The organism is Acidovorax sp. GW101-11A03 (genome assembly GCF_059424825.1).
The window spans coordinates 1-12,562 of the sequence record NZ_JBWKZU010000009.1 but is presented as its reverse complement, the minus strand read 5'-3'; the positions used below and the strand labels follow the sequence as shown (position 1 = coordinate 12,562).

General features: G+C 67.4%; 12 protein-coding genes. 7 read left to right on the top strand and 5 right to left on the bottom strand.

Features of this window, described 5'->3' with window-relative positions; genetic code table 11:
- The first annotated feature begins 12 nt into the window (after window positions 1–12).
- Window positions 13–1,788 carry a methyl-accepting chemotaxis protein gene (locus AC07Z7_RS06085; RefSeq protein WP_494765674.1) on the top strand — a complete coding sequence of 592 codons (1,776 nt, stop codon included), beginning with the start codon at window positions 13–15 and terminating at the stop codon, window positions 1,786–1,788.
- A gap of 73 nt (window positions 1,789–1,861) precedes the next feature.
- The gene (locus AC07Z7_RS06080) at window positions 1,862–3,499 is read left to right on the top strand and encodes a methyl-accepting chemotaxis protein (protein ID WP_494765673.1); all 1,638 of its coding nucleotides are present in this window, start codon (window positions 1,862–1,864) and stop codon (window positions 3,497–3,499) included.
- Window positions 3,500–3,530: 31 nt separating this feature from the next.
- On the opposite strand, the gene AC07Z7_RS06075 is transcribed toward AC07Z7_RS06080, so the two are convergent.
- The 3 genes from AC07Z7_RS06075 to dapF form a co-directional block, all read right to left on the bottom strand.
- The gene (locus AC07Z7_RS06075) at window positions 3,531–4,514 is read right to left on the bottom strand and encodes a tyrosine recombinase XerC (protein WP_494765672.1); all 984 of its coding nucleotides are present in this window, start codon (window positions 4,512–4,514) and stop codon (window positions 3,531–3,533) included.
- Between the two features lie 119 nt (window positions 4,515–4,633).
- Window positions 4,634–5,326, bottom strand: coding sequence for a DUF484 family protein (locus AC07Z7_RS06070; RefSeq protein ID WP_494765671.1), 693 nt, complete (start codon window positions 5,324–5,326; stop codon window positions 4,634–4,636).
- On the bottom strand, window positions 5,323–6,204 hold the full coding sequence (gene dapF, locus AC07Z7_RS06065) for a diaminopimelate epimerase (RefSeq protein ID WP_494765670.1): 882 nt from the start codon (window positions 6,202–6,204) through the stop codon (window positions 5,323–5,325). Before dapF ends, AC07Z7_RS06070 begins: the two co-directional genes overlap by 4 nt.
- Window positions 6,205–6,298: 94 nt before the next feature.
- Between dapF and AC07Z7_RS06060 the strand changes: the two genes are divergently transcribed.
- The gene (locus AC07Z7_RS06060) at window positions 6,299–7,003 is read left to right on the top strand and encodes a glutathione S-transferase N-terminal domain-containing protein (RefSeq protein ID WP_494765669.1); all 705 of its coding nucleotides are present in this window, start codon (window positions 6,299–6,301) and stop codon (window positions 7,001–7,003) included.
- A gap of 113 nt (window positions 7,004–7,116) precedes the next feature.
- Window positions 7,117–7,314 carry a hypothetical protein gene (locus AC07Z7_RS06055; RefSeq protein WP_494765668.1) on the top strand — a complete coding sequence of 66 codons (198 nt, stop codon included), beginning with the start codon at window positions 7,117–7,119 and terminating at the stop codon, window positions 7,312–7,314.
- A gap of 25 nt (window positions 7,315–7,339) precedes the next feature.
- On the opposite strand, the gene AC07Z7_RS06050 is transcribed toward AC07Z7_RS06055, so the two are convergent.
- Window positions 7,340–8,224 carry a LysR substrate-binding domain-containing protein gene (locus AC07Z7_RS06050; RefSeq protein ID WP_494765667.1) on the bottom strand — a complete coding sequence of 295 codons (885 nt, stop codon included), beginning with the start codon at window positions 8,222–8,224 and terminating at the stop codon, window positions 7,340–7,342.
- A 123-nt stretch (window positions 8,225–8,347) separates the two neighbouring features.
- Between AC07Z7_RS06050 and AC07Z7_RS06045 the strand changes: the two genes are divergently transcribed.
- Window positions 8,348–9,550: an MFS transporter gene (locus tag AC07Z7_RS06045; RefSeq protein WP_494765666.1), complete on the top strand. Its 1,203-nt coding sequence runs from the start codon at window positions 8,348–8,350 to the stop codon at window positions 9,548–9,550.
- 7 nt (window positions 9,551–9,557) lie between these two features.
- Here AC07Z7_RS06045 and AC07Z7_RS06040 read toward each other — a convergent pair whose 3' ends face one another.
- Window positions 9,558–10,427, bottom strand: coding sequence for a LysR substrate-binding domain-containing protein (locus AC07Z7_RS06040; RefSeq protein WP_494765665.1), 870 nt, complete (start codon window positions 10,425–10,427; stop codon window positions 9,558–9,560).
- 101 nt (window positions 10,428–10,528) lie between these two features.
- Between AC07Z7_RS06040 and AC07Z7_RS06035 the strand changes: the two genes are divergently transcribed.
- Together AC07Z7_RS06035 and AC07Z7_RS06030 are read left to right on the top strand one after the other, a co-directional pair.
- Entirely contained in the window at window positions 10,529–11,491 is a 963-nt protein-coding gene (locus AC07Z7_RS06035; RefSeq protein WP_494765664.1) for a Bug family tripartite tricarboxylate transporter substrate binding protein, read from the top strand.
- A gap of 92 nt (window positions 11,492–11,583) precedes the next feature.
- Complete coding sequence (locus tag AC07Z7_RS06030; protein ID WP_494765663.1) at window positions 11,584–12,336, top strand: maleate cis-trans isomerase family protein; 753 nt, start codon at window positions 11,584–11,586, stop codon at window positions 12,334–12,336.
- Window positions 12,337–12,562 lie beyond the last annotated feature (226 nt).

Sequence of the window (12,562 nt, the reverse complement as noted above, 5' to 3'; positions counted from 1 at the left end):
GAACTGCACACCATGAACTTCAACGACCTGAAGATTTCTACCCGGCTCACACTGGGCTTCGGCCTGATGGGCCTGCTCATTGGCATCATGGGCACGCTGTCCATGGGGCTGGCCCACCGCGCGGACAACGCCTTCCACTCCATCATCGACGATCGCTTCCCCAAGGTGCTGAACCTGCACGTGGCCAAGGAAGACGTGACGGCTGTGGAACTGGCCCTCACGCAGATGCTGCTGGATACCCGTCCCGAAAACCTGCAGCGCCACCAGGCCCTGGTCAACAGCAAGCGGCAAGAGATCACACAACTCCTCGATACCCTGGGCCAGCAGATCACTTCGCCCGAAGGCAAGGCCGCGCTGGCCGAGACCCAGCGTGCGCGCAGCGACTATGCAGCGCAACTGCAACGCTACTCCGAACTGGCCAACGCGGGTCAGCTGGACGAGGCCCGGACCATCCTCACAGGTGCCATGGCGGCGCCACGCGCCACCTACTTTGAGGCGCTGGACAGGCTGATCGCCTACCAGGAGTCGCTGGCCAAGAACGCCCAGGCCGAGGCGGTGGCCGCTGTGTCCACCATGAATGTGTTTGTGCTGTCGCTTACGGGGCTGTCCCTGATCGCGGGCGCCGTGATTGGCCTGCGCATCGTCCGCTCCACCACCGAGCCCCTGCGCCGCGCCGTGGATGCCGCGCGCGCCGTGGCCGCCGGAGACCTGAGCCTGCCCATCACCTACCGGGGCACCAACGAAACCGCACAGCTGCTCAAGGCCCTGCTGGAGATGCAGCAATCGCTGGTGCATCTGGTGGGCCAGGTGCGGCACAACAGTGACAGCGTCTCCAACGCATCGGCCGAAATTGCCCAAGGCAACAACGACCTTTCGGCCCGCACCGAGCAGCAGGCCAGTGCGCTGCAGGAAACCGCCGCGTCCATGGAGCAACTCAACACCGCCGTGCGCAACAACGCCGACAACGCACAGCGGGCCGACGCCATGGCGCGCAGCGCCAGCGAAGTGGCCGCACAGGGCGGCAGCGTGGTGGCCGAGGTGGTCCACACGATGAAAGACATCAATGAAAGCAGCCGCCAGATTGCGGACATCGTGGGCGTGATCGACTCCATCGCTTTCCAGACCAACATCCTGGCGCTCAACGCCGCGGTGGAAGCCGCCCGCGCCGGTGAACAAGGCCGGGGCTTCGCGGTGGTGGCCACCGAGGTGCGCATACTCGCCAGCCGGTCGGCCGAGGCCTCGCGCGAGATCAAGAGCCTGATCGGCACCAGCGTGGAGCGCGTGGAAGCAGGCACCGCCCTGGTGGACCGCGCCGGGCAGACCATGAGCGAAGTGGTCGCCTCCATCCGCCGCGTGACCGACATCATGGGCGAGATCAGCGCTGCCAGCACCGAGCAGAGCCAGGGAGTGGACCAGATCAACGAGGCCGTCACACAGATGGACCAGGCCACCCAGCAGAACGCCGCCCTGGTCGAAGAAATGGCCGCTGCCGCAGCCAGCCTCAACCACCAGGCCACGGATCTGGTGAACACGGTGGCCACCTTCCGCCTTTCAGCCCAGGACGAAACCACGGCCCTGCCACCGCCCTCCCGGACAAAAGCACTGGCCCACACTCAGCACACCCCGCAGGCCGCGCAGCCGCGCGCCGCGGCCCGTCCGATGGTGGGCAAGCACGACACCCCACGCCCCGCCCTGGGCCACCGGCCCCGTACCACCACCGCCCTGAAGCCCACAGCCGTTGCGCTGGCAACTGCAAGCGGGGGCGACGCAAACTGGGAAAGCTTCTGACGCGTCACAAGCGCGACATGGCCCCCGGTCCACGGTGGGGACAGCGGTCTTTTTACCAAGGAGGGCGTTCACCATGAACTTCAAGCAGCTGAAAATTTCTACCCGCCTGTCGCTGCTGCTCGCAGCGCTGTGCCTGCTCACCACCGTGATCGGCAGCGTGGGCCTGGCGGGCATGCAACGCGCCAACGCGGGCTTGAACACCGTGTACCAGGACCGGGTGGTACCCCTCAAGCAGATCAAGCTGGTGTCCGACGCTTACGCCGTGAACGTAGTGGACACGGCCCACAAGGTGCGGGACGGCGCCTTCACGCCCCAGCAGGGGCTGGACTCCATCGCCAAGGCCAAAAAAGAGATCAGCGACAACTGGAGCGCCTACCTGGCCACCGAGCTGGTGGCCGACGAGGTGCGTCTGACCGCGCAGTTCAAGACGCTGCAGCCCCAGGCCGACGGTGCCGTGCGCACCCTGGAGGAACTCATCGGCCGCAAGGACCTGCCAGGCCTCACCGCTTATGCCGCCAAAGAGATGTACCCCGCGCTCGACCCCTTGCAGGACGTGCTAGGCGCGCTGGTGCAGGTGCAGCTGGACACGGCCCGCAAGGAATACGACCAGGCCGTGGTGTCGTACGCCAATACCCGGCTGTTTGTGGTCCTGGCGATTGCAGGCGGTGTGCTGTTTGCCCTGGGTTTTGGCACCCTGGTGGCGCGCAGCATCGTGGGCGAGCTGGGCACCGAGCCCGGCACCGCTGCCGCGCTGGCACGCAGCGTGGCGCATGGCGACCTCACGGTGGCGATCCACCTCAAGCCCGGTGACACCACCAGCCTGATGGCCCAGCTCAAGCGCATGCAGGACAGCCTGGTGGCGATGGTGGCCATGGTGCACCAGAGTTCGGTCAACGTGGCCAGCGCGTCCGAGCAGATTGCCCAGGGCAACAACAGCCTGTCGTCCCGCACCGAGGAGCAGGCCAGCGCGCTGGAGGAAACCGCTGCGTCGATGGAACAGCTCAATGCCACCGTGCGGCAGAACGCCGACAGCTCGCGCCAGGCCAACCAGCTTGCACACAGCGCCACCACCATTGCCATGCAGGGCGGCGCGGTGGTGGCCGACGTGGTGCGCACGATGAAGGACATCAACGACAGCAGCAGCAAGATCACCGAGATCATCGGCGTGATCGACTCCATCGCCTTCCAGACCAACATCCTGGCGCTCAACGCGGCGGTGGAAGCTGCCCGCGCCGGGGAACAGGGCCGGGGCTTTGCCGTGGTTGCCACCGAGGTGCGGGTGCTCGCCAGCCGCTCGGCCGAGGCCTCGCGCGAGATCAAAGGCCTGATCGGCAACAGCGTGGAGCGCGTTGAAGCAGGCACCGCCCTGGTGGACCGCGCCGGGCAGACCATGAACGAAGTGGTCGCCTCCATTCGCCGCGTGACCGACATCATGGGCGAGATCAGCGCCGCCAGCACCGAGCAGAGCGAGGGCATGGACCAGATCAGCGAAGCCGTCACCCAGATGGACCAGGCCACCCAGCAGAACGCCGCCCTGGTCGAAGAGATGGCCGCTGCCGCCGCCAGCCTGAACCACCAGGCCGGGGAACTGGTGGACACCGTGGCCACCTTCAAGCTGCCCGAGGTGTATGAACACCGCGCCGCCCTGCCCCACCAGCCTTCGCGCCGCAACCTGCTGGGCCACGGCCCGGCGGGCATCGCTGCGGCCTGACGCGCCCCGGCGTGTCCGGCCGCGGCGGCCTTTAGCCGCCTGGCTTCTTCCGGCGAGCGCGGGGATGCGCCGCGTCATACACCCTGGCCAGGTGCTGGAAATCGAGCCGTGTATAGACCTGCGTGGTGGTGATGTTGGCGTGGCCCAGCAGCTCCTGCACCGCACGCAAGTCGCCGCTGCTTTGAAGCAGGTGGCTGGCGAATGAATGGCGCAGCATGTGCGGGTGCACCGGCGTGGTCAGCCCGGCCTGCTGGCTGCGCTGGCGCAGGCGCAGCCAGATGGCCTGCGCCGTGAGCCGCGCGCCCCGCTGGCCCACAAACAGTGCAGCATCGAGCCGCGCTGCGCCCTCACCGCCAAACGGCGTGGCGCGGAGGGCCAGCCAGGCCTGCAACGCAGCCGTGGCGGCACGGCCCACCGGCACGCTGCGGCGCTTGCTGCCTTTGCCAAACACATGGGCCTCGCCCGCCTGCAGATCCACCCAGCCGCGCCCCAGGCGATGGGTGTCGGCGTTGGGGATGGCATCCAGTCCAGCCAGCTCGCCCACGCGCAGGCCACAGCCGTACAGCAGCTCGACCATGGCGGCATCGCGCGCCTCCAGCCAGGGGTCGGCGCCGGTGTTGTCAAACTCGGCCAGCCGCACGGCGTCGTCCACGCCCAGGGCCTTGGGCAGGGGCTTGGGGGCCTTGGGTGCGCGCACGTCCTGCACCGGGTTGTGCGGGATCAGCCCCTGCCGCCCGGCCCAGGTGAAGAACCCCCGCCAGCCCGAGAGGATGAGTGCAATGCCCCGCCCGCTGCGCCCCGCGCTGTGCATCTGCGCCACAAAGCGGCGGATGTGGGCGCTCGTGAGCTGCAGCAGCGGCACGTTCACCGCCGCCGCCAGCTGCGCCAGCCTTTCCAGGTCCAGGGTGTAGAGCGTGAGGGTGCGCGCGGCCAGCCGCTTTTCAACGCGCACATGCTCCAGGTAGCGCAGGACATGCGGGTCTGCGGGGATCTGCGTGGGCGGCGCGTCGGGCATGGAGCACTACCCCAGCAACGGGCGCGCCCCCAGGCCAGCGCCACCGTGGAACCGGCTTCGCCGGGCCCGGGGTGGCGCCCCCCCGCAAGGGGGAAGCGGCGCAGCCGCACAGGGGGGCATCATTTCAGGCGCAGCAGCGCAGCGCTGGCCAGCTCGGCCATGCGCGACAGGAAGTCGGTGCCCATGGTGGCGTCAAAGCGCTGCGGATCGTGCGAGCCCAGCACCAGCAGGCCAAACGCGGGCGTGGGGCTGTCGATGGCGCCTGCGCGCAGCGGCAGCAGGGCCAGCGACTGGGCGGGCTCGCCGCTTTCCTGCGCCAGCCAGCCTGCGGGCTCAAAGCCCAGGTTGGGGCCGCAGAACGGCATGGTCAGCGACGAGGCGAACGCGCGCGCGTCTTCGCTCGCGCCCTGGGTGAAGTCGGCGTCGATGTACGGCGCAGCCACTTCCCACACCCGCACGGCCGCCTGGGGCACGTCGAACAGGGTGCGCACGCCATCGACCACCGCCTGCGGCAGGTCAAACGGGTCGCGCACCTCCAGCAGGCTGCTGGTCCACTGGTGCACCTTGTGGGCAATGGCCGCGTTTTCGTTGCTGTTGCGCACCATTTCCATGATGCGCTGCTCCAGGCCCTTGATCTTCTCGCGCAGCATCTCGGCCTGGCGCTCCTGCAGGCTCACGGCGCGCGCGCCGTGGGGGCTGGTGATCTGCACGCTGGCCAGCACCTCGGCATGCCGCTCGAAGAAGCCGGGGGTGTTGGTCAAAAACTGGGCGATGTCGTCTTCGGTGATCGGTGGGATGTGGGAGGTCGTCATACGAGGGTGTCAGGAACGTCGATCTGGCCTTCGAACACCGTGGTGGCGGGGCCGGTCATGAAAACGGAATCGGCCGCCTGGCCGCTCCAGGCTATGGTGAGGCGGCCGCCGCGCGTGTCCACCTGCACCTCGGGGTCGAGCAGGCCCAGGCGGATGCCCGACGCCACCGCCGCGCAGGCGCCGGTGCCACAGGCCAGGGTCTCGCCCACGCCGCGCTCGAACACACGCAGCCGCACGTGGGCACGGTCCACGATCTGCAGGTAACCCGCATTCACCCGCTGCGGAAAGCGCGGGTGGCTTTCGATGAGGGGGCCGGTTTCTTGCACGGGCGCGGTGTCCACGTTGTCCACCAGCTGTACGGCATGGGGGTTGCCCATGGACACAACCGCTACCAAAGCGATAGCTGAAAGCGCTTTACCATCGGGCGGTAACGGCCATTTTTGCCCCAAACCTTGCGCCACGGGCACTAGGCCGGACGCATCAAAGGGCACCTTGGCGGGGTCGAACTCGGGGCGCCCCATGTCCACGGTGACACGGCCATCGGCCGTGAGGCGCGGGGCGATCACGCCGCTTTGGGTCTGCACCCGGATCTGGTCCTTGCCGGTCAGGCCCTTGTCATGCACAAAGCGCGCAAAGCAGCGCGCGCCGTTGCCGCACTGCTCCACCTCGCCGCCATCGGCGTTGTGGATCACGTATTCGAAATCAATGCCCTCTGCCGGGGAGGGACGTACGGTGAGTATCTGGTCGGCACCCACGCCAAAGTGGCGGTCGGCCAGGAAGCGGTACTGCGCCGCAGACAGCCCCAGACGGCCCTGGGTTTCGTCGAGCACCACGAAATCGTTGCCCGCGCCTTGCATTTTGGTAAAGCGAATCTGCATGGGACGGGATTATGGCCCCGCCCCTGCGCCAAACCGCGTGCGGGCGTACGCTTGGCAGCTTCTCTTGATTCCCTCGGCTTTTCAGGAACCGCGCATGACCGATCTTTCCGCTTTTGCCATCACCCGCAAGTGGCCAGCCCAGCATCCCGACCGCCTGCAGCTCTATTCGCTGCCTACGCCCAACGGCGTGAAGGTGTCGATTGCCCTCGAAGAACTGGGCCTGCCCTACGAGCCCCACCTGGTGAGCTTCGAGACCAACGACCAGACCTCGCCCGAATTCCTCTCGCTCAACCCCAACAACAAGATTCCGGCCATCCTGGACCCGAACGGGCCGGATGGAAAGCCGCTGGCGCTGTTCGAGTCCGGCGCCATCCTGGTGTACCTGGCCAGCAAGACCGGCCAGCTGCTGCCGCAGGACACCGCCGGGCGCTACGAAGCCCTGCAGTGGGTGATGTGGCAGATGGGTGGTGTGGGCCCCATGTTTGGCCAGCTCGGCTTTTTCCACAAGTTTGCGGGCAAGGACTATGAAGACAAGCGTCCACGCGACCGGTATGTCGCTGAATCGAAGCGCCTGCTCAAGGTGCTGGACGAGCGCTTGGCGGGCCGCCAGTGGGTGATGGGCGACCGGTACACCATCGCCGACATCGCCATCCTTCCCTGGGTGCGCAACCTGGTGGGCTTTTACGGCGCGGGCGACCTGGTGGAGTTTGACCAGTTCAAGGAGGTGCAGCGCGTGCTCGCCGCCTTCGTGGCCCGCCCGGCGGTGGCCCGGGGGCTGGCAATTCCGGCACGCGGCTGACGGCTAGGGCGCCGGGTTTCTCATCCGCCCTTGATCTTGATCATGCCGCGCAGCCCGGCACCTGGCCGCCACGCACCTACCATGGGCCTCCTCAAAAAAACAGGGAGCACCCCATGGGATTGACCGTTGATGTTCTTCAGGATCTGGACCTGCACGACCTGCAGGCTGCCGCCCGCGCAGCGCTGCAGGAGACCAACGCCATCGCGCTGATCGAGTTGCTGGAAATGCTGTGGAGCTGCGATGTGGAGGGCGCCAACGCCGTCATCGACGCCGTGCTGCAGCGCCTGCAACAACTGCGCGCGATGCGCTGACGGCTGGCCTGCAAGGCAGGCCTGCTCAGCCCAGACGCTCCTGCAGAAAATCCAGAAAACACGCGATGCGTGCCGCCAGCTGCGTGTTGCGGTAATACACCGCGCTGATGGGCTGGCGCACCTCCACCGTGTCCTTGACCAGCACCTGCACCAGATCGCCGCGCGCGCGGTCGCCAGCGGTCATGAAGTCCGACAGGCACACGATGCCCACCCCCTGCAGCGCGAGCTGGCGCAGTGTCTCGCCGCTCGATGCTGTGAGGCTGGGCACGATGGGCCAGGCATCACCATGCGCGCCCCGCAGCGGCCAGTGGTTGAGCGACTCGGGCTGGTTGAAGCCCAACAGCGTGTGCCGTGCCAGGTCCGCCACGCTCTTGGGCCTGCCCGTCCGCGCCAGGTAGTCAGGGCTGGCCAGCACCCGCAGGCGGCTGGTGCACAGGGGGCGCGCGTGCAGGGTGGAGTCGGGAAGCTGCCCGATGCGAATGGCCACGTCCGTGCGCCGCTCCAGCAGGTCGATGTATGTCTCGTCCGTGTCCAGCTGCAGCGTGATTTGCGGATAGGCCTTGCGAAACGCCGGCACCAGGGGCACCACGGCGTGCAGCATGAAAGGCGTGGCCGCATTCACGCGCAGGCGGCCGGCGGGCTGCTGGCGGCGCGCGGCCATGTGCTCCTCGGCGTCGTCGATGGAGGCCAGGATGGCGCGCGTGCGCTGCAAAAAGGCCTGCCCCTCCTCCGTCAGCTCGGTGCGGCGCGTGGTGCGGCGCAGCAGCGTGGTGTCCAGCTTTTTCTCCAGCCGCGCCAGCGCACGGCTGATGCCCGAGACGGTCTGGCCCAGCGTGTCGGCTGCGGCCGTGATCGAACCGCCGTCCACCACGGCCACAAAGGCCTGCAGTTCTTCCAGCGTGGTTTTCATGGGAGCTCCTGGTGCCTGATTGTTGATTTCAAATCAATTATCAATGGCACTTAACGATCTTTTTCTGCAAGACCCAAACGCCCACACTCCACAGCCCGAAAGCCTGAAAACTGGAGTGCTCCCATGCCCATTGCCTTGCTCGCGCTGACGCTCAGCGCTTTTGCCATCGGCACGACCGAGTTCGTGATCGTTGGCCTGCTGCCCACCGTGGCGGCAGACCTTTCCATCAGCATCCCCTCGGCGGGCCTGCTGGTCAGCCTTTATGCCCTGGGGGTGGCCGTCGGCGCCCCGGTACTCACCGCACTCACCGGCAAGCTGCCGCGCAAGGCACTGCTGTTGGCGCTGATGGCACTGTTCACCGCCGGCAACCTGCTGGCCTGGCAGGCCCCCAGCTATGAGACGCTGGTGGCCGCGCGCATCCTGACCGGGCTCGCACATGGCGTGTTCTTCTCGATCGGCTCCACCATCGCCACCGGCCTGGTGCCGCGCGAGAAGGCCGCGAGCGCGATTGCCATCATGTTCACCGGCCTCACGGTGGCCCTGGTCACCGGCGTGCCACTGGGCACTTTCATCGGCCAGCATTTCGGCTGGCGCGAGACCTTCCTGGCCGTGGCGGCGCTGGGCGTAGTGTCGTTCATCGGCAGCGCCCTTTTTGTGCCGCGCCATCTGGCCCACACACCACCCGCCTCGCTGCTGCAGCAGGCCCAGGTGCTGGTCGAGCCCCGCCTGCTGCTGGTGTACGCCAAGACGGCCATTGGCTACGGCGGCACCTTCATTCCGTTCACCTTTCTCGCCCCCATCCTCACCGACATCTCGGGCTTCAGTGCCAGTGCAGTGGGCTGGGTGATGCTGGTGTATGGCGTATCGGTGGCTGTGGGCAACCTCTGGGGCGGCAAGCTGGCCGACCGGCTGGGCCCCATTCCTGCGCTGCGCATCATCTTTGCGCTGCTGGCGGCCGTGTTGCTGCTGCTGCAGTTCACCGCGCCCCACCCCTGGCTGGCTGTGGGCACCGTGCTGCTGTGGGGCGCCGTGGCATTCGGCAATGTGCCGGGTCTGCAGGTGTATGTGGTCAAGCAGGCCGAGCGCTTCACGCCGCAAGCGGTGGACGTGGCGTCGGGCCTGAACATTGCCGCCTTCAACCTGGGCATTGCGGGCGCCGCCTGGGCCGGGGGCCTGATCGTGACGCACTGGGGCCTGCAGCACACGCCGTGGATCGGTGCGCTGGTGGTGCTGGTGTCGCTGGCCCTCACGCACTGGAGCGGTGTGCTGGACCGGCGCAGCGGCATCCCCGTGCGTGCCGCTGGTGTGGTGCCTGCGGGGCACTGAGCCCCCTTCAGCCCGCCATCACCCGCACAAAGGCAGGCACCACGCCCAGCAGATCGTCGCGCCGTTGCACCGCATGCACATCGGCGCGCGGTGCCTTGGCGCCCAGGGGCTTGAACACCACGCGCGGCCCGAACAGCATGCCCAGGGACGACGGCACCAGGGCCACGCCCAGCCCAGCCGCCACCAGGCTCAGCACGGCCGCCAGCTCCACCGTGGTCTGCGCCACGCGGGGCGCGAAGCCCGCCTGTACGCAGCACTGCACCATGTGCTCGGCATGGGCCGATGAATCACGGCGCAGCATCACGAAGGGCTCGCTGCGCAGATCCTTCAAAGCCAGCGCCTTGCGCGCTGCCAGCGGGTGGCCGGGCAGCAGGGCCGCGACCACAGGGTCGGGCCACAGCAGGGTGCTGGCGAGCTGGTCGTCATTCACTGCCGTGCGCGAGATGCCCACATCGATGCGTTTGTCGCGCAGTGCCGCCTGCTGCAGCGAGGGCTGCATCTCGTGCAGCACCACGTCCACGCCCGGGTGGCTTTGCCGGTAGCGCGCCAGCGCCGCCGGAAACGGCCCGAGGAAATGTGAGCCCGACAGCCCCACCTCGATGCGCCCGGCCTGCCCCTGGCCGATGGCCGCCACACGCTGGCGCGCCGTGTCCAGCCGCTCCAGAACCGCGCGTGCATCCACAAGATAGGCCTGGCCCGCGAGCGTCAGCTCCACGCGCCGGCTGGTGCGCACGAACAACTGGGCGCCCAGTTCTTGTTCCAGCTGGGCGATCTGCAGGCTCAGCGGCGGCTGCGAAACATGCAGGCGCTGCGCGGCACGTGTGAAGCTCAGCTCTTCAGCCAGGGCGACGAAGTAACGCAGGTGGCGCAGTTCCATTGATACTTTCTCGGTCTAAATCAAGACCAACAATATATTGGACTGTAAACCCCGCCGTTTCGACAATACGCCCAGACCACAACAAACCGGCGGAGACAACCATGAAGATTTCACACAGCCTGATGGCAGCCACCCTCGCTCTTTCCAGCCTGGCCATGGCGCAAGACAACTACCCCAGCAAAGCCATCACGCTCACCGTGCCCAACCCGCCCGGCGGTGTGGTGGACACCTCGGCCCGCCTGCTCAACGAGCCGCTGGCCCGTGTGATCGGCCAGCCCGTGGTGATCGACAACAAGGCAGGCGGAAGCGGCAACGTGGCCTATGGCGCCGTGGCCCGCGCAAAACCCGATGGCTACAACCTGCTGATCTCGTACTCGGCCTACCACGTGGGCAACCCGGCGCTCACCCCCAGCCTGCCCTGGGAGGCCAAGGACTTCGCCCCTGTGGCACTGCTCACCGTGGCCACGAACGTGATTGCCGCCCACCCCTCGGTGCCAGCCAACAACCTCAAGGAATTCATCGCCTACCTCAAGGCCAACCCGGGCAAGGTGAACTACGCCTCGCAGGGCAACGGATCGCTCTCGCACATCGGCACCGAGATCTTCAAGCAGCAGAGCGGCACCTTCATGACCCACATCCCCTACCGTGGCTCGGGCCCTGCGGTGGCGGACGTGCTGGCGGGCCAGGTGCAGGTGTTCATCACCACGCCACCGTCGGTCATGCAGCATGTGGTCAGCGGCAAGCTCAAGGCCTTTGCCGTGACCGGCACCAAGCGCCACCCCGGTCTTCCCAACGTGCCCACCGTGGCCGAGGCCGGCATGCCCGACTTCAAGCTCGAAGCCTGGGTGGGCCTGTTCGCCCCGGCCGCCACGCCACCCGCCGTGGTGGCCAAGCTCACAGCCGATGTGAAGAAGGCGCTGGACATGCCCGAGACACGCCAGCGCGCCGACGCGGCGGGCATCGAACTGCGCTACCTGCCGCCAGACGCGCTGGGTGAGCTGGTGAAGACCGAAACCGCCTACTGGGCCAAGACCATCAAGGCCGCCGGTATCAAAGCCGACTGACCGGCCCACAGACATCCCCTGCGCGATCCCATTTCCGGCGCTCCGCGCGCCGGGCGGGCAGCGCTTTGCCCATTGACTTCTGAAAGACCACCATGCAACGCACCTACCGCATCGGGCAGATCGTGCCCAGCTCCAACACCACCATGGAGACCGAGATCCCGGCCATGCTGCGCGCCCGCGAGCAGATCCTGCCCGAGCGCTTCAGCTTCCACGCTAGCCGCATGCGCATGCAAAAGGTCACCAAGGAAGAGCTGGCCGCGATGGACCGCGACTCCGACCGCTGCGCGCTGGAGCTGTCGGACGGCAAGATGGACGTGATGGGCTATGCCTGCCTCGTGGCCATCATGAGCATGGGCCTGGGCTACCACCGCGCATCCGAAAAGCGGCTGCACGAGGTCACCGTGGCCAATGGCAAGCCCGCGCCCGTGGTGTCCAGCGCAGGCGCGCTGATCGAAGGGCTCAAGGCCATGGGCGCGAAGAAGGTGTCGGTGCTCACGCCCTATATGAAGCCGCTGACCCAGCTGGTGGTGGACTACATCGAGCACGAGGGCATTGCCGTGCACGACAGCCTGTCGCTGGAAATTGCCGACAACCTGCAGGTGGGCGCGCAGGACCCCGCCGCCCCGGCCCAGCTGGTGCAACGGCTGGACACGCGCGGCGTGGACGTGGTGGTGATCTCGGCCTGCGTGCAGATGCCCTCGCTGGCGTCCGTGCAGATGGCACAGGACCAGTTGGGCATTCCTGTCGTGTCCGCCGCCGCATGCACCACCTGGGCCATGCTCAAGCGCCTGGGGCTGGAAACGCGGGTACCCAACGCAGGCGCGCTGCTCTCCGGCGCCTACTGATCCCTGCGCGGAGCAAAAGGCTTCGTCTTTGGCGGAAGCCGAAAGCAGCTAGGGCGTGTCATCAATCAATCCCCCCACGCGCTGACCCCGCAATGCGGATGGATGCGCGAAGCGGGGCGCAGCCCATAGTCATCTATGGGCAAGCCACGCGACAAAGCAGACGCCGCATTGCGGGGTCAGCCCGGAGGGAAAGCCATCCAGGCCGCGCATTGCGTCGTTGCCCTTC